This is a genomic window from Methylobacterium sp. 17Sr1-1 (assembly GCF_003173775.1).
Taxonomy (GTDB): Bacteria; Pseudomonadota; Alphaproteobacteria; order Rhizobiales; family Beijerinckiaceae; genus Methylobacterium.
On the sequence record NZ_CP029552.1, the window covers coordinates 1072335 to 1095693 of the forward strand.

The window sequence follows — 23359 nt, forward strand, 5'->3', positions numbered from 1 at the left end:
AGCTGCTGCGTTCCCCTGTCGGTCCTGGGGCATCTTGAGCCCAGCATGACAGCTTCAGCTCCGAAGAGGCATCTCTACTGGTGACAGGCCTCTCAGGCGAAGCAGGAGATAGCTAACTGAGGTTAGCTAAACGCTTCCAATAGAAGAACGCACGGCCTATGGCGTGAACTTGAGCGTCCTTCGGATGCGTTAATCACTAATATTTCTCAATCTAACTCCTCATCGTCGTCTTTTGCTGGTTCAAGCCCCTTCGCCACACGGTCTAGTCGATGAAGCTCATCGATATCTTGAGCATCAAAGGACGCTGGTAGTTTGTGAAACTGTAGATCTGTTGTGTTTAAGTTCATCATTTCGATCATCTTTAGAAAATATAAATCTGTTTTGCTCCTATTTGATTTGATTTGAAGGATAGTAGATCGATTGATGCAATAGGCAACAAAGTCAGTCAACTGCATAAGAGGTTCGGTCGAGGCAACGTACTCGCCTCGGAATTGGCCTTTCCACTTTCGGAACAGAGTTTTCCCGAATGGGGCGCCTGGCTTTCCTAGGCCTTGATCCACTAATACCGTGAGCGGCTCTTCGCATTCGGGGAATTCCCTCTGAAATCGCATGCAGAGCAGTACCAAGCTCTGAGTATAACGATCAGTTAGATCAAGTCCATCGATCTTTCCTGCCCAGTTACTAACGTTATGCCCTACGAAAGTCCTGTCATCCACCGTCTGGAGCATTACGGGCCAGCGCTTAATGCTATACAGTTCTGCAAAAAATCCGAATATCTTTAGATTTAATCCATCCTCAGTCTGTGCCCATTGGCCACGTCGATTGAAAATTTCGGTGAAATGAAACTCCGTCAAGGGCTTTCCGATGATAGATGAAACATGCGCAAGGCATTCTTTTAACTGATTTCGTACATATTCGACCTCGTCATCTTTGAAACGCAATGCGACACAAGTCCTTCGGTTCCCTGTCACGTAGCGCGACTGCCCGTTGGTTTTAGGTCCATATGTATCGTCGATTACTAAGTGCATGGATCTCGTCTTTCTTTGCCGTCAACGGACAAATGATGTTTGAGCCTTACGTTACCGGAACGAAGCTTGTTGTCACCAGATTTACATCTCGTCGTTGGTGATGTATCCAACCGCGCAACCCCGGCTGCTCTAGCTGGCTAACAGCGGTGTAAAAATCGCGGTGGCAGTAGAAGGGCCGTCCTGGAAATGCTCTGTTTAGCGATTGAATAGGTACGCTGTTGTATTAAGCAACCTGTCGGCGCAGGTATCCACGGATCGCCGGAAACCAGACCCACTTCTTCATTTCCCTTTGGAGGAGGGATGCAACCCATATCTCCGCCGCGATGTAGCCAAATGGGATGCCATACAGGAGAGACCACGCCACGGCTTTCCCGCTCTCACCCGCCGCGTAGGCGAAGGACGCGATAACGAACAACCACATCACGCTAAACTGAAAAATCTTGTTGGTGGCAAAAAATTTCGACATCGAGCATGTTCCCCGTGTTGCTAATTGATATCTGCACAGCACGGCTTTCCAATATATTACTCGGCGGAATACGCCTGGAGTGTAGTTAACAATCGGACGGCAAAGATGATGAAGATCAACGCTGTACATGCACCGCCTCACGTGTGACGTGCCCTGCCGATGGCCAGGGTAGGGGAGGGCGGCCTGCGCGGAGACGTTTAGGGGGGCATACAGGGAGTTCGAGGGTGTCCTGCTGCTCGCATGCTCCCGCGCTGCCTCGTTGGTCCTGGGGCATCCTGAGCCCAGCACGACAGCTTCAAGCTTGCAACGAGCAGCTCCGCTAATGCGGGTCATTCAACATCCGCAGGCAGGCCCGAACCATCTTACCCGCTTCCGCAGGGGTCACGGTTCGTATCTCAACGGCCTCGAACGACCAGCTCAACAGCAGACTTCGCAGCGCTGTTTTTAAGGGAAACCTTCCGGCGCTTCGAGCGTAGCGTTGGCTTCAGACATCCCGCCAGAGGACCGAGTGCGATGGAACCGATGAAGCCCATGGAACCCATGAAGCCGATGGAGCCGATGAAGGGCTCGGAGCCCTGGTGGCCGCAGGAGCTGGGCCAGCCCTCGACCAGCGGTGGCCAGAACGGCATGCGCTACGCGTTCTTCCCCGATAAGCAGCGGCTCCTTGTCGAGACCGACGGCAAGCTGGCTACCTACGATAGCGGCGACCACCGCATCAGCGGGGTCTCCCAGTCGAATGGCCGGGCACAAAGCTTCACCACCCGGGATGGCGACGTCAATGTGAACGACCTCAAGGTCGTGGACTGAGGGAGGTTCCGGCACGAGGCCCTCCCGCGCCAACTTAAGCCACGGCGCGGTAAGGCCCTGTGGGGACGGACGACCAGCGCTCGATTATCTAAGGCACGTCGCGCGCCGGCCCGCGTTCTAGACCTCCGACCGCTTCGGCGCGCAAGGAGGTGGGGCCAGCAGGGGACATCAGGTCTGCCTCGCCCACCTGATCCGCGACGTCCAGTACGCCCGCGAGGCCGGCGACATGGTGCTGGCGCCCGGCCTGAAGGGCCAGCTCAAGCGCGCCTGCTCCATCGGGGGACGACGGCCGAGGCTCAAGCACACCACCCTGAGAACCTACGAGGCCGCCTTGGAGCGTCGCCTCAAAGGCCTTTTGGTCCCCGATCCGATGCATCCAGCCGGGATCAAAGCTCAAGCCCATGATCCGCAAGGCCCGCCCCGACATCCGCTCCGTCATCGAGACCGCGCGACGACACGCCGCCAGGGCCATCGACGCCACCCGCGAAGCCCTCAATACGCCCACGCTCCCAGAGACTGCCTAACACCCCCGGACACCGGGGGTGAGCAATTACCGAAAATAATCTTGACAATCTACAATATGCTGAACACTCTTGCTGCTAGATTTGCGAGGGGGGGAAGATGCGTAGGATTGTGTTTCGCGCCATAGGATTAGTCGTTATATTTGCGAACACTACTCAGTCTTGGGCTGACCCAATTTCAAAAGAGAAGTATAACCAACTGCAAACTCAGGTCAAAGAATTAATGGCATCACAATCAGAAAAAGGGCCGATTATAGTATTGCCGAAGGGGATGCTGCCTCTGACAGGGTTTAACGAGAGGAAAAACCCTGACGGGCAATTTGTCATAACTCCGGGGGATGATCCTCAATATGCGGGCTGTATGAAGACAGCGATTGCTAACTTTGGTTTTGATGTAAGCGGTGGAACAGGTATTGACGTTATTGCAATGAGCACAAATGGCCTTGCAAGCATGGGTCGCTTCAAAATCGCGACGGACGACTGCATGGCAGCATATGGGACACACCTTCGTGACGCTCTCGGTGATGCCCAGCTGGAGGGAGACGTTTCGGACTTAAGGCTACAATATGGAGGTATTCACAAGACCTTGGGCGAGTTTGGAGGTAGGATATCTGATTTGAATACTGCTATATTAGGCTTTGAATTATCATTAAAATCTTCATTAACAAAAGATCTAAATAATATTACCAAATCAATTATGACGAAGGAAGCGGTGCAGAAGCTGTTGGATGAACGACTTTCTTTAATTAGGAATGATTTCAAAAATTATTTTGAAGAGGTCAAAAAAAATCAAAATGTACAACGGTCTAGACAAGAAGCATCAGAGAAAATCAATCTGTCACAACAAGCTCTTGTTGCAGTTATCGAAATTGCTTTTGCTAATGACCCCGTTGCTGTTCGCAATCTGTCAAATGCGGTTCAAAGTTTTGCAAAGCTAGCTAACTTAGGCATATTGATGGCCGCTGGATCTACAACTGTTGTCGTGCTTGCCGCACTAAGCGCTGTAGGTGTCATAAACAGCTTGATACAGTCATTTGGAAAAATAGGACCGTCTGAAGAGCAAATAATATTGGAGCAAATCGGTCAGTTGCGAGAGGAAGTTAAGACAATCGGCCAATTTAATCAACGAAGTTTTTCGACTTTATTCTCTTTTTTGAATGAATTCTCAACTTATGTCACTGGAAGGTTTGATGGATTTGACGAAAAACTCTCATCTATTATTGAATTAATTAAGCTGAACTCTGGATCTGCGTGGATAAATCAGAGGCTTAATAATACAGCTTTAGCTTATTTGGTCAAATCCCCATTAACAATTGACGCAGATAGATGTTTAGTCGGAGCTTCATCTATGCACCTTTCAATCGAAAGCTATACTTCATGTCTGGCTAGTTTTAAGAGATATGCAACGGAAGTTGCTAAGCTCGATATTGTAGCTGGAAGTGGAGCGCTGGGCGAGGACCCGCTCAATGATGTCACACGCAGGTTGTATCTCACGATCGACGGCGGTCAAAACTATAGCTATTTATTATCATTCTACAATAGCACGGCCGGTAATTGGAATAGCAAAATTTCTCCTAATCCAGGAGAGTGGGCAAAAGGCGTTGATGCATACTTAAATCTACTCAGTCGGTTCGATAAAATATTCAGTATCCACAAAAAACATGTCAAAGAAGAAATAATCAAGCAAGATCGTCCTCGTATTGATGATTTGATCGAGGCCGGAAAATCCATCAAGCGCGATATAAAGATTTTAAGATCTCTTGGGGCTAGCAATATCGTAGATCTCTATGGTAAAGAGATTGATCGTTTGAATAAAATCTTGATTTCGAGAGTATTTGTTGAAACATCAAAGGTGGATCTGAATGTAACAACTCTTGATATGGCTAGGCGTGAATATATCGAGCAGGTAAACAATCATTCTTCAGTATTCAGAGTTTGTGGTGTGATCGATCGCTCAGTTAAGATGTCGCTTGGCCCAAACAAAGATAAATCTATAAAATACGAAACTGGAACGGTGTGTGGACCAAGCGTTTTCACCAATAAAGACAACGACATGTATTTGAAACAAGACGTCCTGGCATCAGTTAAGCAGTGGCCCGATACGCGGTTTGCATTTACACAAAATACGACTATTGAAAATGCGAGAATGCAGCTGCAGGCTGAGTATCTAGATCAGGAAAAATCAACAAATTTGAGTGTGATCGTTTTTGGGACGATACGTGAACTGCTAGGCTCATTGATTATAAAAGACGCCGAATTAATTGAAATTTCTCAAAGAATTGTTTTTTTGAAGCATCTTCTCGTCGAGCAGCTCTTGCTCGGTTACGAAGCTCCTCCCAATGAGGTTTACAGATCATGCATTGATGATGTTCAAAATTTACCTGGGGAGACGATATCGATTGCTGAATATAGGCGGAGTGTCGAAATCGTTAGAAATGATACAAATATGAGAGACGCACTTGCAAGCTCTCTTTCGGACGCTGATAATAAATTGCTCACGAAAATTCGCGGCAGCATTAACGAAGTTCCGTCGTCTGATCTATATCCTACTGTTGACCGAAGAATGATGGTGCTTAGGTCTTTGGCCGAATAAGATACAGTTGTCGTGTTAAATCTAAAATTGTCATTTTTTGCAGCGGTCCGCTGTAACGCATCGGACCGTTGATCAGCCTCTGTTGTAATCAAAATTGAAGTAAAATATCTTGGAAATAGATTTATAAATTTAACACGTAAGCATTTTTAATTCATATTAACATGACACAAGTTCCGCGCACTTACTTCCCCATGCACATTTAGTCGGATGCGACAGAAGGGTAATCTGAGTGTGAGCGGGATAATGGCGTAACTCTTGGACGCTTGCGTAATCGCTTTGGCACTGGGGGGCGTGATCGCCGCCGTTCGGTATAAACGCTACCGCTCGACAGAAGTCGGCAGCTTCCGTGACGTTGGCGTATCCGCCCACCAACCTTCTTGCCATGGAACAGCGATTTAGCGCACGCCTAGCGCAGCCGGAAAAAAGCTCTATCCGATCAAAAGGGTAGGGGGCTTTCAGCTCAGATCATAATCCTTGTGTCGGGGGTTCAAATCCCTCCTCCGCTACCACCCGTTTAGCCCGCTTGGTCAATGACTTAGCGGGCTTTTTCATGCCCGTTAGTCTGTCGATGCGTGTTGCAATTGCCTGCAACACGGGTGCGGGTTTTACAACGGGTTACGGCGTGGCGTAGGCTGCTCCACGCAACACCAGCGCAACACGAAAATGGGCTCAGCAGGGCGCGCCGGGTGGATCATCTTCCTCGGCGCGCAGCCCGGCCACAGCCTCTTCGCCAAGCTTGGAGCGTGACATGACCAAGCCTCCCGCCAAGGAGCCTCTGGCAAGGTCTCAGATCTCCGACGATACGCCGCTCCGGCTGGCCGATGCCGCTCGCCTCGCCTTTCCAGCAGGCGGGATGACGGCCGCAAGCCTTCGCCGAGAGGCCGCCAAGGGGCGCCTTACCATCGAACGGATCGCCGGGAAGGATTTCACCACGCTCGCCGCGATCGAGCGGATGCGCGAACTGTGTCGCGTCCCGCCGAAAGCCCCCGCCTCTACCTCGTCCCCGCGCGCCGCGACGCCGCCGGTCGCGTCACTCGCGCCGCCCGACGGGTCATCCGAGATGGTGCCAAAATGCACCCCACAGGATGCGCTGCAGGCGAAGTTGCAGAAGCTCATCAAGCCCTCGCCGACTATCTCAGAGAGGCCCAGCAGCCGGCGCGCACGCAACGTGATCTCGATGCCATCTCGCTCGCCGACGTCTTGAGCATCTATGTCGACGACGTCGTGACGCCTCATCCCGACCAGCAACGGATCGCCAAGAGGATCGCCCGTCTCTCCGCATGGTGGAGCTCGAAGACCCTGGCCCAGGTCACCGGGGCAACCTGCAGGGCCTACGTGGCATCTCGGCCATCCCCAGGCGGCGCTCGGCGGGACCTGCAGGATCTCTCGGCCGCGATCGGGCACCACCACCGGGAGGGCTACCACCGCGAGCTCGTGAAGGTGGCCCTGCCCAAGAAGGGCGAGGCGCGCGAGCGCTGGCTGTCGCGCTCGGAGGTCGCTCGGCTGGTCTGGGCCGCCTGGCGGGCCCGGGAGGGTGATCGCCCAGCAGCAGAGGGCGGCAAGGCCGGCAACACGACCGTCGGCCGCTACACCATGCGCCACCTCGCCCGCTTCATCCTGCTCGCCTATTCGACGGCGAGCAGGCCCGGCGCGGTGCTGACGGCCAGCTGGGAGGCCGCGGCCGGCCGCTCCTACTTCGATCTGGACCGTGGCGTGTTCTACCGGCTGCGAGACCGTCGAGGTCTTCGATGATTGGGTCCGGCGCGGTATCCTGCCGGTAGCGATGCCGGGCACCCACCGGTGGGACCGCATGGCGATCGATCGGGCCCTTGATCGCCACTCCGGCCTCGTGGAGGCTGCCGGTCAGCCGTTCGAGGAGTGGGCGGCCCAGCATGCGGACTAGGCTCAGAGGCATCAACACGGTCTCGGAGGGTCTCCTGAGCGGCGCCGGATCTAACCGATGCCGCGTGCCCGCAAGTCCGCAACCGACGTCCACCCAGCCGCAAGACCCGAGCCCATGGTCACGGCATTCCTTCTGCTGGCTCAGTACGGCGGCGCGGCCGTGATCTCGATCAGCCTCGTGTGCCGGGATTATTGCTCGCACCTGACGCCCGAGATGCTGATCCGGAAGATCTCCGTCGGCGGGATCGCCTTGCCGCTGGTCCGGATCGAGGCGAGCCAGAAGGCGGCGAAGGGCGTACATCTGGTCGACCCCGCCAGATGGATTGATCAGCGGGCCGAGGCCGCGCGGAAGGAATGCCGTCAGCTCTGTGGTGCTGCCTATGTGGAGGGCGGCCGCGCTGGCGGTAGGGTTGATAAGCAGGTCCTCGGTTCGTTGAAGGCCGCCGACTTCCCTACATGCCAGTTTCGGCTGGCGCATGCGCGTTCGCATCAGCGCGCCGTGCAGCGCTGAAGGGCTGAAGGGCTTGCGCAGGAGTAGTTGCCGCAGCGCTACTGCATTACCGGTTCGTCGCTCGCGATCGTCTGTGCCACGGCAAACCCGGGATATGCATCCTGGGCACGGCTTAGCTCTGGAAGGCCCGCACGTCGGCTTCAGGCACTCGGCGAAAGGTGAGGTCGATGATCTCCGCCACGATGTGCTTCAGCGATCATTCAGCCGCATGTGCCGCACCCGGGATCGAGATCCTGGCGCGGCACGGGCGGTGAGCCTCCTGTATCTCTACTCGCTCGCGCTGGCCTTGCGCCGTCGGGCTGGCTTGTTGCTGACCGTAGCGTCGCGCGAGGCACTGGCGGCTGCGGCTCGGGCGCGCGACTGGCCGAGGCCCGAGTTCTTGGCGAGCTCGGAGCGCTGCGCCGCGTACCGCTCGGCGACCATGGGGTATGTCGGCGGTAGGCCCCACTTCTGACGGTACTGCTCAGGGGTGAGCCCGCGGCCGGCGAGGTGGCGCTTGAGCGTCTTATAGGGTCGCCCGTCCTCGAGGCTGATGATGTGGTCGGGAGTGACAGTCCTCCGGATCGGTACCGGTGGCTCAAGCTTCACGGGCTCGGGTTCAGCCGGTGCTCCGAGCCGTGTCAGTGCCGCGTGCGTCGATGCGATGAGCGTCGGCAGATCGTGGGCCGTCACGCTGTTGTTGGCCACGTAAGCGGACACGATGTCGGCGGTAAGCGTGACATCATGCGGGAGGGCGTCGGCATTATCGTTCATTGAACCTCTCCGTTTAACCTATGTTCAGAACGGAATGGCGTCGGCTATGTCGACGAACTCAGCGCCATAGAGCTCATGTACGCGCATCCTGGCCGCCCCTACAATTCGCTCCGATCAAATATTCAGTCATCGTACACCGGAAATGCATGTCAGTTGGTGACCGGCCCACCGGCATCCGGATTGCTCAGCTCCCCAACCACGTCCGGCCACCGGTGCACCAATGGTATCGAGCACCCATCAGGCTCAACGAACGCCACTTCCGCGAGACATTCGACGCTCTCTCGAGCTTACGCGCCCTGACGCACGCATTAGCTGACGTGCGTTTGATGGCTGGAGGACCCAAGGGACATCCCGAACTGTCGAACCGCCGGCGAGTTGGTGGTGTGGACGGCATTCGTAATTGCTAGTGCATTGACTCATTCGGATAGTGCAGCTTTGCCATTGACGGCATCGAGGATGGCCGTGGCCGGCTTGGTCCAGACGAAGGGCTTCGGCCTGTCGTTGTGCTCGGCGATGTAGCGGTTGATCGCTGCTTGCAGGTCGACGATCCCGCTGAAGCTGCCCCGTTTCAGCCTTCGCCGGGTCAGGGCGGAGAAGAAGCCCTCGACCGCGTTCATCCACGAGGCCGAGGTCGGGGTGAAGTGGAAGATCCAGCGCGGATGCCGGGCCAGCCAGGCTCGCACCTTCGGGTGCTTGTGGGTGGCATAGTTGTCCAGGATCACATGGATCAGTTTGCCGGCCGGCACCGCGGCCTCGATGGTGTTGAGGAAGCGCAGGAACTCGTCGTGGCGGTGACGCTGCATGCAGCGGCCGATCACGGTACCCTCCAGCACGTTGAGCGCGGCAAACAGCGTCGTAGTGCCGTGACGGACGTAGTCGTGGGTCTGGGTCTCGGGGCGACCTGGCATGAGCGATCGGCTCGGACGGGTGCGCTCCAGGGCCTGGATCTGGCTCTTCTCGTCGAGCGAGAGCACGACGGCGTGGCGCGGCGGGTCCATGTACAGGCCGACGATGTCCTCGACCTTCTCGGCGAAGGCCGGATCGTTCGAGCGCTTGAAGCTGCGCACCCGATGCGGCTGGAGGCGATGGGCATCCCAGATACGCTGGACGGACCGCAGCGAGATCCCGACGGCTTGCGCCAGGGCGCGGCCGGTCCAGTGGGTGACCTCACCGGGCGGCTCGGAGCAGGTCAGCGCCAGCACCTCGGCGACGGTGTCGGTGGAGTGGGGCGGCTTGCCGGGCGGACGGGTCTTGTCGCGCAACAGTCCCTCGACGCCTTCTTCGGCGTAGCGCTGTTGCCAGCGCCACACCGCGGGTCGGCTGACGCCGGCCTGCTGGGCGACGTCGAGGACGGAGAGGCGTTCGGCCGAGAGCAGGACGATGCGGGCGCGCTGAATATGCTTGAGGGGCCGCGCCCGATCGGCGACGATGGCGGACAGGTCCGCCAAGTCGGCGGCGCTGGGGATCACGCAGACAGTCTGAGCCATACCTCAGACTCGCATACCTCACGCCTGCCGTGAATCCTCTGAATGCGTCAATGCACTAGAGAACGGGAGAGCGCCATGGCGGACGAGGCAACTACCCGGAGATCAGGAGGGCACCAGCCGGACGTGAGCGGAGGCCCAAAGGCCACCGCCCGATCCGGTAACAAGAAACCAGAGCATGACACCCACAAACAGGGTGAGGGCGCGCTCTCGGAGGCTGGACCGACTCCGTCATCCGAAAAGGAGCAAGGAGTAGTGCCCGATCCTAGCCTTTGATCTTCCCGCAGCATTCAAGAGGCAGATACGATGACGACGGCTGATCCCGCCAAACCCGGAGATAAGGCAGCACCCGGCACGCCAGGCACGGGTGAGAACCTGTGCCGAAGCTGCAACGGCACTGGCAAGATCCACAATGAGCCTTGTCCGGAATGCGCTGGAACCGGGAAGGTGACAGAACCTATCGGTGGGGCCTGAAAGCAGCGTCAACTGTTGACCGGAATTCTCAGGCTCGCTCGCAGCGGGCGCTGCGCCCAACTGCTCTGTTCCAGAACGTGAGTACCCGGTCGACAGAGAAACAGCGGGAGCCAGCGGCTGAACTCTACAAGTCGTGCCGCGCGACTATTTTAGTTTCGGCGTAGTCAGATGGTGGGTATGAGCTATAACGCCGCCGACCCCCAGGGACGACGGCTGCCCTAAGCTGTCCTTGCCCGCCAGGGCCGCTGCGGCGAATGCTACGGCGTCAGGCACATCCTCCACTGACCCCACCAAATCGTCTCTCCGTCGGCCATTCTGGCGTAGCGGGCTTGGCCGCACGTGCCCAACCCGACGATTCGCTTCGGCTTGGCCACCTTGCTCAGAATTCCCATCGATGTCAGGTGCGTGACTAGCCCTACGAACGAACAGCGAAAGCCCTGACAGTTTCAAACGATTTTCGGTTCGAGCAATAGATGACCTTCTGGCGGGGCTGCGTGCAGGGGGGGCTGCACCAGAGAGCAGGACTAGGAACGATGACACGTCTCAGGGCCACTCGACGGAGGCCGCTCAAGTTTCGGCGCAGCGTCGTCCGCGACCTGCAGAACCGCATCCGCTTCGCCGTTGTCGGCCTACTCGTACTGATTGGCCTTCATGTCGTCTCCATGATTGCCTTCGAGCATCTGGCGCTCGGCGAGGCGATCTGGCTGACATTCACCACGATTACGACGACGGGCTATGGCGACTTCTCAGCTAAGACCACAGCAGGGCGCGCCTCCACCATCGTGCTGATTTATCTCAGTGGCATCTTCCTGCTGACCCAGGCCGGAAGCGCCTTCTTCGAGTTCAGGATCCTGCGGCGCGATCGCAAGCGGCGCGGCGAGTGGAGGTGGAACATGCGCGATCACATCGTTTTCGTGAACGCTCCTGCGGACGAGCCAGGCGATTACCTGCGGCGCTTGCTCGACCAGTTGCACCGTTCGCATGCCAACTACGCGACCGTCCCCTCTCTGATCCTAACGGAGGCGTTCGCCGATGGCCTTCCTCCGGACCTCGAAGACGATCCCTTGATTGTGCAGCTGAAGGGACGATTCGATGATCCGGCAGCGCTAGAGGCGGCCGGCGTCGACCATGCCCAGGTACTCGTCATCCTCGCAGAGCACGAAGGGGACCGGCTGTCCGACAGCCGCACCTTCGACATTATCCATCGGCTCCGGGAGCGCGGGATCACAGCACGGATTGTCGCGGAATGTGTCGATGATCTCAACCGCGAGCGATTAAAGAAGGCCGGCGCGTCGGCAATCGTGCGCCCCCTGCGCGGCTATCCTGAAATGATCGTCCGCGCGATCGTTGCCCCTGGCACTGAATGGGTCATTGAGCGCCTTTTCTCCAGCGAAGGGGACGAGTGCTTACGGTTCGATGTGCAATTCAGTGGCCTTGCGTGGGAGCGTGTCGTGCAGGCGGTGCTCGGCGCTAATTACGGCATCCCTATCGGCTACGCTGACGGGGAGGGCAATCCACATAGCAATCCCGCTCCGAATACCGCGATCGATGCGACGGCGCTTTTCATCCTAGTTGGAGAACGTCAAGCAACTACCGATCTCGCTCTGCGCAAATTAATTTCGGCAATCACACCGTAGATCATCCATTATATGGAGAGGATATTATGACGATGCAAAGAAGTTGTTTGCGTTCCATGGACAATATATACCCTGAGTGTCAGCTTACGCCGGCTCCAATCTCTGCCCGATCTCACCCGGCCACCGCCGCGCAGTCCGCGTCGCGATGCCGTGGCGGCTGACCGGCATCAGCTGCGCAAAGCCATCAACTCGAGAACAGGCGGTTCTCCCCCGACACGAGCTCGTCCCGCTTCGGCCCGCGTAAGCCCGTCCATGGCCGCCAGATCCCCGCGAAGGCGAACAGGGACCGGGTCTCGTCGAGGGCGAACCACACTTGGGTCTTGCGCGGCTTCGTGTCGGCGTACTCGCTGAACGAGGTGACCGGCACCAGGCAGCGCAACGCAGGCTTGAGCCAGGGTCGCCAGTAGGACGATGCGACGTTGCGCACGTTGGTGACCGGCTGAGTGCTGAGCTTCGGCGGCGGTGGGAAGCCCCACCGCATCATCGTCAGCACACGCTCATCGCCAGCGACATGAACGACGGGCGCCATTTGGTCAGGGAAGATGCCCGGCAGCGGCGGCAGGTTGCCGGTCTCGTCGCGGTCGACCGCGAAGGTGCGCCGGATCTCGTCCTGGGAGCGGGCTGAGCTGTAGAGGTTGCACATGGCCGGGATCGTAGCCGATCAAGACTTACTCGTCCCTTTGCTGCGCGGACGCCCGGGCTAACGACTAAGCCGCCTACGTCCGTGCCCATGCAGGCAGCTTATCGTCGACCCTCAGGCTTTCGCCGATCAGCCAGGCTCGACCATGCATCGGTTGCGGTGTGCGCAAACAGCGCGGGAGCTGTAAGGGCTCAATTCTGTTGTCCGGCACAATTCTCTCTCTCCACGAGCAGGCAGGACAATGGTCGAACCTCAGATTCGTATGCTGGTCGTCTTCTATTCCCGTACAGGCTCCGTCGAGGCCTTGGCGGTAGCTGCTGGGGAAGCAGCGCGTGCAGCTGGTGCCGAGGTGCGCTTGCGGCGCGCGCGTGAGGTCGCATCCGACGAGGACATGGCCAAGGTCGAGGGGTGGCGTGAGGAGGCTGACCGCCAGAACGCCCTCTACCCGGAGCCGACGCACGAGGATGCAGAGTGGGCCGACGCGATCCTGTTCGGCACCCCATCCTACTTCGGGGCGCCGGCGACCGAGCTGAAGAACTTCCTCGACCGCCTTGGCCCCCAGTGGAAGCGCGGCACCCTATCGGGCAAGGTCGGAGGGGCGTTCGCCGCTGCATCCTGGCCGCATGGTGGCTCGGAGGTGGTGACGCTGGCCCTCTACGCTCCAATGGCGCACCTCGGCATGGTGATCCTGCCGACGGGCTACACCGACGAGGCCATGCTGGAGGCGGGCTCGCCCTATGGCGCCTCGACGATCGTCGGCGCCAAGAAAGGGAAGCCGCGGCAGGAAGACCTCAATGCTGCGCGTCACCAAGGGCGACACACTGTTGCGATCGCGCGAGCCCTTGTCGTCGCCGATGAGATGCCGAGCCGCACGAAGGCCAAAACGTCATAGGCGTCTCCTTGAGAGCTCACCCGAGGGTCAGGAAGTCGCACCATTCCTCAGCGAACCAGCCTGCCCCTTTGTGGTTGATGCGCGATTGCATCATCAAACGAACGAGACGAAGGCATGACTTCCGACATCAACAGCATCTACGTGACCGCTCTGCGTAACACCCGCGCTCTGGAGAAGCAGGGACTTGAGCAGATGGAGCGGCAGGTATCAGGGCTCGAGAACTATCCCGAGTACGCGGCCGTCTTGAGAGCACACATTCCGACGACCAAGAGCCAACTCGCTCGTCTCGACGCTGCCCTGAGCGCTGTCGGTGAAAGTGCCTCCTCTCTCAAGGAGACTGTCGCTGGTATCGTTGGCACGGTCGGTGCCGCCGTTCATGCAGTGGCGGGCGACGAGACGCTGAAGAACCTCTATGCTGGCTATGCCTACCAATACGACCAAATCGCTGCCTACCGCTCCCTGATCGTGATTGCAGAAGCCGCTGGCCAGGGTGCGCAGGCTTCCGGCTTTCGGACCTCGATCGAGGAGGAGAAGAAGGCGGCGGAGGCGATCGATCGTCTCATCGAGCCGGTCACGAAGACCTATCTCAGCCGCGAAACCAGCGGCCAGAAGGCTGATAGCTAAGACGCTGGCCGCCTAATGGCCGCTTCACCGATCGCGCTCACCGCCGGGATCTCGTGAAGCCTGGTGGTGTAGCGCGGCGAGCGCATCTCGAACTTCGTCGACCAGGTGCGCTTCTCGACCAACCCCGCCCGCGCGGGCACCACGGCGCCGCGTCCGAACCGGCTGTTGCAGGCGTCCATCGCCGCCATCAGCTTCCCGGACCTCTGCCGATCATGGGCATCGAACAGCGGGCGGGGCGCCTCGTCGAGCGGCACGAGGTCGGTCGTCACCAGCCCGGCCTTGCTGTAGCGCCAGGGCGTCGGACCCTGCTCCCGCCAGGTCATCGCCACGCCGCGGATTGCAGCGTCGATCAGGTGGCGTGTGTCGTTCGTCGCCTCAGGCAGGTGCACCACCTTCGAGATTGAGCGCATCGGGTCGCCCCGGTCGTGCTCACTCGTGTGATAGAAGACGGTGACGGCCGAGACGGCGAGCCCGTCGCGCCGCAGCTTCTCGCCGAGCCTTGTCGCGTGCGCCGCCACAGCCTGCTCGAGCACCGCTCGCTCGGTGATCCGCGCCGAGAACGAGCGCGTCACCGCGCAGCCCTTGCGCCGGGCCGGCACGATCTCGAGCGGCAGGCAGGCCCGACCGCGCAGCTCGTGGATGATGCGCTCGCCCACCACCGTCAGCGACTGGCGCGCCGGCCGGGGATCGAGGTCGCGCAGGTCTGCTACCGTGTCGACGCCCATGGCCTCCAGGCGGGCGAGCGAGGCACGCCCGATGCCCCAGACTTCGCCGACCGAGATCCCGACCATCCAGGCAGCGCGCTCCACCTCGTCGGACAGGTCGCACACACCCCCGAGCTCGGGCACGGTCTTGGCGATGTGGTTGGCGAGCTTCGCGAGGGTCTTCGTCGGTCCGATCCCGACGCAGGTGGGTAGGCCGGTCCACTGCCGGACGGTCGAGCGCAGGTCGCGCGCCAAAGCCACCCGGTCGCGCTCGCGGACGTCGGACAGGTCCAGGAAGCTCTCGTCGATGGAGTAGATCTCCACGTCTAGCGCGAACTGCCGATAGACCGTGTTCGCCCGGGCGCTCATGTCCCCGTAGAGGGCATAGTTCGAGGAGAACACCCGCACGTTCTTCTGGCGGCACAGGTCGCGGATTTTGAAGAATGGCTCGCCCATGCGGATCCCGAGCGCCTTGGCCTCGGCGGTGCGGGCGATAGCGCAGCCGTCGTTGTTGGAGAGCACGATCACCGGCACGCCGGTAAGCTTCGGGTCGAACACGCGCTCGCAGGAGCAGTAGAAGGAGTTGCCGTCGATAAGCGCGATGGCGCGGCTCATCGCACGAGGCTCGCGCGGGCCTTCACGTGGTGCCAGCGCACCGAGAACAGCAGCACGCCCCAGAGCAGGCCTTCCTCCAGATCCTCGACGGCGAATTCTTCGTCCATCTCCGGGTTGTCGAACGTGAGGGCCAGGCGGTTGCCGGTCATCACCAGGCGCTTCAGGCTCATCTCGCCGCCGACCACCGCGACCACGACGGCGCCGGAGGTGGGCGAGAGCGAGCGATCGACTACGGCTAAGTCCTCGTCGTGGATCCCGGCACCCTTCATGCACCAGCCGCGGACGCGCCAGATGAAGGTGGCGGGCGGGTTCGGGACGAGCCAGCGCGGCAGTTCCAGCGCGCCCTCGATGAAGTCCTCGGCAGGCGACGGAAAGCCGGCGCACAGGGTGGGGAGCATGAACGGGATCCGCACGAGCCCACTACTGTCCGCCGCCTGATCGCCGACCCGGAAAAGACCCACCCGCTGCCCTCCGTCGTGCTAGAACGGAAAGAGAACAAACAGCCTTCGGGTTCCCGGTCAAGGCCGCGCTTGAGGCCTGTGCGGAGCGGGGAGGGCGAACTGGCGAGCGGCGCCACGGTGACAGTGACGATCGAGCCCACTAGGAGCTCGCGGTTGCATGCCGGTAGTGGAAGCCGGGTGCAATCACTCCGACCAACGCCGTCAACAGACGGTAAGGCATGATAGCCAGAACCCGGCTGCTGGATCCAGAAGGTAAGAGTACATTTACTCAAAAGTACTCGCTTAGGTAGCATTAACAGCCCTAGGCAGCCAACCTCATGCGCGTCCTTCTCGCACTGGCCCTGCTCGCAGCCGCGTGCTGCACCTCTCTCGCTGCCGGATCCTCCCCGTTCCGCGCTGCCCTCGCAGCGGCCGGCGGCTGCGGCGCGCACCGCACCCTTGTGGAAGAGAGGCTCGGCCAGCTCAGCGCTGCTTCGGTATCCGCCGTGCCGCAGGGCGAGGCCGACCTGTTCGGTAAGCCGGCCGGACAGTGGACCGAGGGCGAGGTTCGCGATGCCCTTTCCGCCTTCAAAACCTGCGAGATCCGCTCTGGGCCGGCTGACATTAGGCAGAGCGAGCGCCTTGCCCGCGATCTACGCGGCCTAGACATAGCCCTGCGCCGGGCCATCGTCGTTGGGCACGCCCGCGCCCCCATTGAGCCGACCAAAGATCAGGCGCATCACGGGTCCGACCGCGGTAGCGTTATGGCGGGTGCCGTTCGGCTGCGGCAGGGGCCAGCCTTCACTCCCGCATCGCGCGGCGGCGTCGCAGCCGAAGGCGCGCGACCCGTCATGGCACCCGGCGACACCCCGCACGCAGAAGGGCCACAAGCAGTCGCCGTGCAGTCAGCCTCCCCCAATGAGTGGGATGACGCGCCGCCCGCCCAAGCCCGGCACACGCAGTCGTCGCCCGCCGATCCAGCATTGCCTGTCCTGCGGCACTCTGCGCTGACGCCTGTCGCCACACCCCAGTTGCCGACCGAGCGGACGCACTGCTCTGTCAGCCGCGGTGCCTTCGAGCTGCTCCAGTCTGAGATGCGTCTCTCGGAGGTTGAGGGCCTGCTCGGTTGCCGCGGCACCATCGACGGCACCGTGACAATTTCCGGGGTCGGCACCTTCGAGACGTATTTCTGGCCGGACCACGGCAGTGGCGCCACCGTCACGCTAGTCTTCCAGAACAAGGGCCTGCGCTCGAAGGCGTGGCGCGGTGCCGGGATGGACGTCCGGCGCGGCGGCTGAGCGACGGGGCGGACGACGAGACCGGCGAGCTTGGGAGCGTCGCGATCCTTGGGCAGTTCGGGGAGGTGTCTGAGTACTGCGCGGAGCAGGTGAGCGGCGGGTGATCCTCGTTATCGGCTGGGACGTGTCATGGCCGGCGTTCGAGGAGCGGGACATGCAGGCGTGCCTCGAGCGCGCGCTGCTGCCCACGGCCGTGGTCCAGACCGCGAGTGGTTTGTCGGGCGCGCGGTAGCCGGCCCATGTCCTACGCGCTGTCCGTCGGTACGAACAGCGCGCCCGTAGCCGCTCAGGCGGCCCTGACGGTAGCGAGGAATCGGGCGACCTCCGCACCGAGATACTCGGACTGGCGCGAGAGCTCGGAAGCAGAGGCGAGCACCTGGCTGGCTGCTGCTCCGGTTTCTTCGGCCGCGCCCGCCACGCCCGCGATATTGCCGGTCACCTCGCCAGTACCGGCGGCGGCTTGTGAGACGTTGCGGACGATCTCCTGCGTCGCCGCGCCCTGCTCCTCCACCGCCGCCGCGATCGAGGTCGCGACCTCGCTGATCTGTTCGATCCGCGCCGTGATCTGGCCGATCGCGCCGGCCGCCTGGCCGGTCGAGGCCTGGATCGCCGCGATCTGGCTCGTGATCTCCTCAGTCGCCTTGGCCGTCTGGCCGGCGAGTTCCTTTACCTCAGCGGCGACCACCGCGAAGCCGCGGCCCGCGGCACCGGCACGGGCCGCCTCGATGGTGGCGTTCAGCGCCAGGAGGTTGGTCTGCGCGGCGATCGACGAAATCAAACCGACCACGTCGCCGATGCGGGCGGTGGCCTCGGTCAGGGCGCGGACCTGATGCGCCGTCTGCCGGGCTTCCGCGACGGCGGTCTGGGAGAGGCGGGCCGAGCCGTCGACCTGGCGACTGATCTCCTGGACCGAAGTGCCGAGCTCCTCGGCAGCCGCCGCAACCGTCCCGACGTTGGACGCAGCCTCCTCGGCGGCGGCCGCGACGGCGGTGGACTGGGCCGCGGTCTGTGTTGCAGTGGCGGTCATAGTCTGAGCGGTGGCCTGAAGCTCGGTGGCCGAGGCCGAAACCTGGCGGACGATGCCGCCAACGGCTCGCTCAAAGACGTCCGCTATCTGGCGCATGCCAGCGCGGCGCTGCTCCTCGGCTGAAGCGCGGGCGAGGATTGTCTCTTCCTCGAGGGTGCGGGTGTGGATCAAGTTATCCTTGAACACCTGAACCGCAGATGCCATCGCGCCGATTTCGTTCTGCCGCCCCGCGCTCGGCACCACGACGGCAACGTCCCCCCCCGCGAGCCGACGCATGGCGGCAGATATGTGTACGAGTGGGCGTGAAATGCCCAACAAGCAGAACAGCATCGCACAGACCGAGGTCACGATGGCAATGCCCATCGACACGTACGCGACGTGCACGGCCCAGCCGATGCTGACCAGGCTGCTCTGCGCCGCAGCATCGGCAACCTGCTTGTTAAGAATTACACCCTTCTGCAACAGCTCGCCAATCTCTTTGCCGAGCTCAACAGCGCGCGCCCCGCTTGCCAATTTCGCAAGGGCCTCGTCCCTGCGCCCGCGTTCAGCAGCGGCGAAAATCGGCTCAAGCTCTCTCAGGTACATGTCCCAACGTTCGGTATATTGTTTATAGATTGAGCGCTCCTCCTCTAAGGAAATCAACGGCTCATATGCCTTTCTAAGAACTGTGATGTCTCTTAAGGTATTTTTTACTACTTTCATATTCTCTGCGCTGCCGGTCTTATCATCTGAGGCGACTATCAGTCGATAAAACTTGACGCGGTAATCGCGCGTGAGTGTGTTAAGGCGGTGGAGCGCGTCAACTGAAGGAATGGAATTCGTTGCTACTTCCTCGATCCGCGTCTGTATAGATCCAAGCTGACTTATTGCGATAAGACCCTGAGCACCAGAGATCGCGGCGGTCATGCAGAACAGGCCGATGAGGCATGACTTAATTGATAGGCGCATAATCCACCAGCGGAATTCAGGTCAAGCGATCTAACTCGCTTATCCATTCGAGTTACAGTGTGTAAAATTCGCGTTGAATTCATTTACAATATCTTAAGTTAAAAGATTATTGGTCACCTTTAATCCTCATATAGCCTCTCATAACACGTTAAGCGGCATACCATTATTTGATTGTTAACTATTAAAGAACGCCTTTCTGGCTGGATCTATGTCAATGATCTGTAAAACCAGTTTTATGACGTAAGCGCGCGTTAATCGCCGCCATCAACGCTCCGGGTCTCTCCCGGTCGAGGGCATCGAACAATGGCCGGGGCGCGTCGTCGAGCGGCACGAGGTCGGTGGTGACGAGGCCGGCTTTGGCGTTGCGCCAAGGTGTAGGGCCATGCGCCTTCCAGATCGTCGCCACACTGCAGATTGCCGCCCCCTTTCGCAAGCTCGGTTAGAAACATCTGGTTGACCTACGCTCCCAAGCCGGTAGAAATCCTGCCACCAGTTGAGACGTCGGACGTGCTGCGCCCGATCTCCCGCCGTTTTGCCGGTCCTTCAATCGGCGCTCCTTTGACGGCGTCGCCCGGTCGTCTTGCGATCGTCTGGTGCGTCCCGTGCCGCATCGGCATCTGATCTCCCGTGCTCAGGAGGCGACCATCCCCGAGCCAACGATATCGAGCGTGCCCTCGCGGCCGCGCGCCCTCGCCGGTCTAATCGCCGCCACCGTGCTTCTGCCGCTGATCATCCTGCTCCTGGGCCTGTGGGAGCGGCAGCGCGGCGCCGACGACTGGGCCGAGTTCGCGGCCGAGCACGATCGCCTCGCCCGGGTTGTGACGGATCTCGAGGCGCGCACGCCGCGCGATGGGCGGCCCGACTACCGTCTGCAGTTCCGCCACGACGGCAGGAACTACGGTGGGCCCCTCGCCGTGGCGAAGGCGCGCGAGGCCCGGGACGGGGCCGGAACGCTCGTTACGGTGATGGACTGGCGCCGGTGGCTGCCGCCGGTCGCGATCGCGGGCGGGGGGATCGCCGCCGGGCTCTCCTTCCTCGTGCTGCTGGTTGGGGCGTCGCTTGGGCGGCTCGGGCGCGGCTCGCGCGACGCGCTGGTGCGCGGTTTCTCGCTGGTGCGCCGGCTCCTCCCGGCAGCCCTTGGGGCCCAGATCCTAGCGGCGACCGTCGGCTTCGTCGCCGTTGTGGTCTTCGAGGCGGGGCTGCTGCTCCAGAGTGGCCTCTCCGGCGACGGGATGAAACTCCTAGGTGCCGCCATCGTCGTGGTCGGCGCCACGATCCTGGCGGCAGGCGGTGCGCTCATTGGCCTGCGCCGCGCTCTTGGGGCCTTTGAACCCGACCCGCTGCCAATCCTCTGCCGGCTCATCGCGCCTGCTGAGGCACCGGGCCTGTGGCGTCTCGTTGAGGGGCTCGCCGATCGGATGGGAGCGCTGAAGCCCGAGGCTGTGGTCGTCGGCCTGACGGGAGGGTTCTTCGTCACCGCCGGGCCGGTGATGCTGGAGCCTGGCAGCACGCGGCTCTCGGGCCGCATCCTCTACCTGCCGCTGCCGCACCTCGCGCTGATGCGCGGCGACGAGGTCGCGGCGATCATCTCCCACGAGCTCGCGCATTACGCCGGCGGCGACACCGCCTACAGCCAGCGCTTCCTGCCGATCTATGCCGGGGTCGCGCGCTCGCTCGACGCGGTGGCGGCGCGCGAGCGACACGCCCTCGGCCTGCTCGGCCCATCGCTGCGGCTGGGCCGCTTCGTGATGGAGCGCTTCCACCTCGCCGTGCGCCACGGGAGCCGGGTGCGAGAGTTCGCTGCCAACGCCGCGGGAGCAGGCGTGACCTCGACCGAGGCGGCGGCGAGGGCGCTCCTGCGCAGTGGCGCGGTCGCCCCCCGCATCGCCGAGACCCTCGCTGCAGCGGCCGAGGCGCCGGACGCAGCACCGCCCGACCTCGTGGCCGCCGTGCTCGCGCGCGCCGTCGCCTGCGACCTCGACGACCCGGCTCTTCACCTGGAGGCCGAGCAGGCCCACCCGACCGACACCCATCCGCCTACCCGGGAGCGCGTCGTCGCCCTCGGCCAGGCGCTCGGCCCAGTCCAGCGGCATCCAGACGATCCAGGCCGCAGCGAAGGGCGTCGATGCGGTCACCACCGTCGTCAAGCAGATGCAGTCGGTGGTGACCCAGGCGCAGTCCAATGCCACTCCCAACCTGCCCAAGCTGCAAGGCACCCGGGCTCTCGCCACGGCCGGCGAGGCCACCGCTACGGGCAAGAGCATCTACGACGTATCCATGGGCAAGACGCTCGCCGGCACGGCTGCGGCGGCTACCTCGAGTACCCCTGGCGTGGTGGGCATCAACACGAGCAACGCCAACCAGATGCAGCTCAGCGCGGGCTTCACCACCTACAAGTTCGACATCGGCTCCACCGACACGGTGAGCGATCTCGTCAGCAACATCAACAAATCGGGTATCGCCACCGCGACGATCGACGTGCAGGGCCAGCTGCAGATCACCGGCACCGGATCGGATACGCTCACGGTGGGCCTGGGCAAGACCGCGTCGGGAGCCTTCGCGGTGGACGGCACCGAGACGGCCAAGCTCACGGGTGGCGCCACGCCCTCGGCGGCCGGCGGCACGTCCGCTCAGCGCTCGGCCCTGGTGGGTCAGTTCAACGCGCTGCGGACCCAGCTGGATCAGGCTGCCCGCGACGCCGGTTTCAACGGCACCAACCTGCTGGCCGGCGACAGCCTGAGCATCGCGTTCAACGAGAAGACCGGCGCGGCCAAGTCCAAGCTGGACATCCAGGGCACGTCGCTCTCCTCCTCCGCGCTGGGCATCGGCGAGTTCAAGGACAGCGCCACGGCTCAGTCGGGCGCCGATATCGGCATCCAGAACAACGCCGACCTCACCAAGGCCGCTGACGCGCTCAGCAACGCGCTGGCGAACCTCAAATCCATCTCCTCCACGTTCGGCTCCAACCTGTCGACGGTTCAGAACCGGCAGAACTTCACGAAGGAGATGATCAACGTGCTGACCACGGGGGCGGCCAACCTCACGAACGCCGACATGAACGAGGAGGCGGCGAACTCGCAGGCCCTGTCGACCCGGCAGTCCCTGGCGGTGTCCTCGCTGTCCCTGGCGAGCCAGGCCAGCCAGGGCATCCTTCAGCTATTGCGCTGATCGATGTGTGCAGCAGCAGCGGAGCCTTCCGGGGCTTCGCTGCTGCCATGAGCTGCGGGCGCTGGGAGATGTCGAGGGGGTCTCCAGCGAGCCGCACCCTTAGGGCTGGTTAGCTCCTATGCCCCGCGTGGGGGAGGGCACCCAGCGCTGAAGCGCTGAGAGCGTCGTACAGCGCGTTCGATGGGCTTCCAGCAGTGGGGCAGCTGATGCCTCGCCTCGTCGGTCCTGAGGTATTCTGAGCCCAGCGCGACAGCTTCCCTCTCATGGAGCAGCACCGCTATCCCATGCGAACCTTCAAAGTGCCTCCGATGTTCATGACATGGGGTAGAGGAGCCCGCACGGCCATGGCCGCCTCTATCCAATGCGCTTCGAGGCTCCCAAGGCCCGGCTTCAGGCGTCGCGTCAGGCAGGTTGCCGGCGGAGGTAACCACGGATCGCCGGGAACAAGATCCACTTCTTCGTTTCCCCCTGAATAAGGCAGGCGATCCAAAACTCCGCTAAGATGTAACCTGCGGGGATGCCATATAGGAGAGACCAAGTCGCGGCTTCCCTATCACCCGCCGCGTAGGCGAAGGACGTGATAAGGAACAACCACATAACACATAATTGAAACAGCTTGTTGGTGGCGAAAAACTTCGACATCGAGCGGGGCCTCCGTGTTGCTGATCGATACCTGCATGACACGGATTTCTAATTTGTTACTCAGCGTAAAGCGCATTGGGCGTAGTTAACAATCAGACGGCAAAGATGATGAAGTTTAGCGCCGTGCGGGCAGTGCCTCACGTATGATGTGCCTTGCTGATGGTCATGTTAGGGGAGGGCAGCCG

The 23359-nt window shown here is 61.0% G+C and carries 17 protein-coding genes and 3 pseudogenes; 11 read left to right on the forward strand and 9 right to left on the reverse strand.

The window, feature by feature from the left end; all coding sequences use genetic code 11:
• Positions 1 to 206: 206 nt before the first annotated feature.
• Positions 207 to 941 (reverse strand): DUF3800 domain-containing protein, encoded by a 735-nt coding sequence (locus DK412_RS30020; protein ID WP_162596113.1) that lies wholly within the window; start codon positions 939 to 941, stop codon positions 207 to 209.
• Positions 942 to 2007: 1066 nt separating this feature from the next.
• Between DK412_RS30020 and DK412_RS04810 the strand changes: the two genes are divergently transcribed.
• From DK412_RS04810 to DK412_RS30850, 5 genes and pseudogenes are all read left to right on the forward strand, one after another.
• Positions 2008 to 2301 (forward strand): hypothetical protein, encoded by a 294-nt coding sequence (locus DK412_RS04810; protein WP_109971020.1) that lies wholly within the window; start codon positions 2008 to 2010, stop codon positions 2299 to 2301.
• A gap of 621 nt (positions 2302 to 2922) precedes the next feature.
• Entirely contained in the window at positions 2923 to 5415 is a 2493-nt protein-coding gene (locus DK412_RS30025; protein WP_162596114.1) for a hypothetical protein, read from the forward strand.
• 748 nt (positions 5416 to 6163) lie between these two features.
• Positions 6164 to 6619 carry an excisionase gene (locus DK412_RS30845; protein WP_245447432.1) on the forward strand — a complete coding sequence of 152 codons (456 nt, stop codon included), beginning with the start codon at positions 6164 to 6166 and terminating at the stop codon, positions 6617 to 6619.
• Positions 6616 to 7167, forward strand: coding sequence for a hypothetical protein (locus DK412_RS04825; RefSeq protein WP_109971022.1), 552 nt, complete (start codon positions 6616 to 6618; stop codon positions 7165 to 7167). Before DK412_RS30845 ends, DK412_RS04825 begins: the two co-directional genes overlap by 4 nt.
• Before the next feature lie 265 nt (positions 7168 to 7432).
• Positions 7433 to 7684, forward strand: a pseudogene (locus DK412_RS30850) (pyocin activator PrtN family protein); the annotation flags it as partial.
• A gap of 411 nt (positions 7685 to 8095) precedes the next feature.
• Here DK412_RS30850 and DK412_RS04840 read toward each other — a convergent pair.
• Both DK412_RS04840 and DK412_RS04845 read right to left on the reverse strand, forming a co-directional pair.
• On the reverse strand, positions 8096 to 8581 hold the full coding sequence (locus DK412_RS04840) for a MucR family transcriptional regulator (RefSeq protein WP_109971025.1): 486 nt from the start codon (positions 8579 to 8581) through the stop codon (positions 8096 to 8098).
• A gap of 416 nt (positions 8582 to 8997) precedes the next feature.
• Positions 8998 to 10068 (reverse strand): IS630 family transposase, encoded by a 1071-nt coding sequence (locus tag DK412_RS04845; RefSeq protein ID WP_204165432.1) that lies wholly within the window; start codon positions 10066 to 10068, stop codon positions 8998 to 9000.
• A 1004-nt stretch (positions 10069 to 11072) separates the two neighbouring features.
• On the opposite strand from DK412_RS04845, the gene DK412_RS04850 reads away from it, so the two are divergent.
• Complete coding sequence (locus DK412_RS04850) at positions 11073 to 12176, forward strand: ion channel (RefSeq protein WP_109971026.1); 1104 nt, start codon at positions 11073 to 11075, stop codon at positions 12174 to 12176.
• 190 nt (positions 12177 to 12366) lie between these two features.
• Here DK412_RS04850 and DK412_RS04855 read toward each other — a convergent pair.
• Positions 12367 to 12819 (reverse strand): annotated as a pseudogene (locus DK412_RS04855) (SOS response-associated peptidase family protein); the annotation flags it as partial.
• A 238-nt stretch (positions 12820 to 13057) separates the two neighbouring features.
• Here DK412_RS04855 and wrbA point away from each other — a divergent pair.
• Both wrbA and DK412_RS04865 read left to right on the forward strand, forming a co-directional pair.
• Complete coding sequence (wrbA, locus tag DK412_RS04860; protein ID WP_109971028.1) at positions 13058 to 13708, forward strand: NAD(P)H:quinone oxidoreductase; 651 nt, start codon at positions 13058 to 13060, stop codon at positions 13706 to 13708.
• Between the two features lie 114 nt (positions 13709 to 13822).
• Entirely contained in the window at positions 13823 to 14332 is a 510-nt protein-coding gene (locus tag DK412_RS04865) for a DUF892 family protein (protein WP_109971029.1), read from the forward strand.
• Here DK412_RS04865 and DK412_RS04870 read toward each other — a convergent pair.
• Positions 14329 to 15651: a Y-family DNA polymerase gene (locus DK412_RS04870; protein WP_109971030.1), complete on the reverse strand. Its 1323-nt coding sequence runs from the start codon at positions 15649 to 15651 to the stop codon at positions 14329 to 14331. The two genes, DK412_RS04865 and DK412_RS04870, sit on opposite strands and share 4 nt — an antisense overlap.
• A complete protein-coding gene (locus DK412_RS04875) occupies positions 15648 to 16049 on the reverse strand; it encodes a S24 family peptidase (protein WP_109971031.1) in 402 nt (133 codons plus the stop codon). The genes DK412_RS04870 and DK412_RS04875 overlap by 4 nt, the downstream gene beginning before the upstream one ends.
• 380 nt (positions 16050 to 16429) lie before the next feature.
• On the opposite strand from DK412_RS04875, the gene DK412_RS04880 reads away from it, so the two are divergent.
• The gene (locus tag DK412_RS04880; RefSeq protein WP_109971032.1) at positions 16430 to 17389 is read left to right on the forward strand and encodes a hypothetical protein; all 960 of its coding nucleotides are present in this window, start codon (positions 16430 to 16432) and stop codon (positions 17387 to 17389) included.
• Positions 17390 to 17675: 286 nt separating this feature from the next.
• Here DK412_RS04880 and DK412_RS04885 read toward each other — a convergent pair whose 3' ends face one another.
• From DK412_RS04885 to DK412_RS30855, 3 genes are all read right to left on the reverse strand, one after another.
• Complete coding sequence (locus DK412_RS04885; RefSeq protein ID WP_109971033.1) at positions 17676 to 19364, reverse strand: methyl-accepting chemotaxis protein; 1689 nt, start codon at positions 19362 to 19364, stop codon at positions 17676 to 17678.
• Positions 19365 to 19575: 211 nt separating this feature from the next.
• Positions 19576 to 19770, reverse strand: coding sequence for a hypothetical protein (locus tag DK412_RS30545; protein WP_204165501.1), 195 nt, complete (start codon positions 19768 to 19770; stop codon positions 19576 to 19578).
• A 292-nt stretch (positions 19771 to 20062) separates the two neighbouring features.
• Complete coding sequence (locus DK412_RS30855) at positions 20063 to 20248, reverse strand: hypothetical protein (RefSeq protein WP_245447433.1); 186 nt, start codon at positions 20246 to 20248, stop codon at positions 20063 to 20065.
• Between DK412_RS30855 and DK412_RS30860 the strand changes: the two are divergent.
• Positions 20183 to 21439 (forward strand): annotated as a pseudogene (locus DK412_RS30860) (M48 family metallopeptidase); the annotation flags it as partial. The gene DK412_RS30855 and the pseudogene DK412_RS30860 sit on opposite strands and share 66 nt — an antisense overlap.
• Before the next feature lie 88 nt (positions 21440 to 21527).
• On the forward strand, positions 21528 to 22532 hold the full coding sequence (locus DK412_RS30865; RefSeq protein ID WP_162596115.1) for a flagellin: 1005 nt from the start codon (positions 21528 to 21530) through the stop codon (positions 22530 to 22532).
• Positions 22533 to 23359 lie beyond the last annotated feature (827 nt).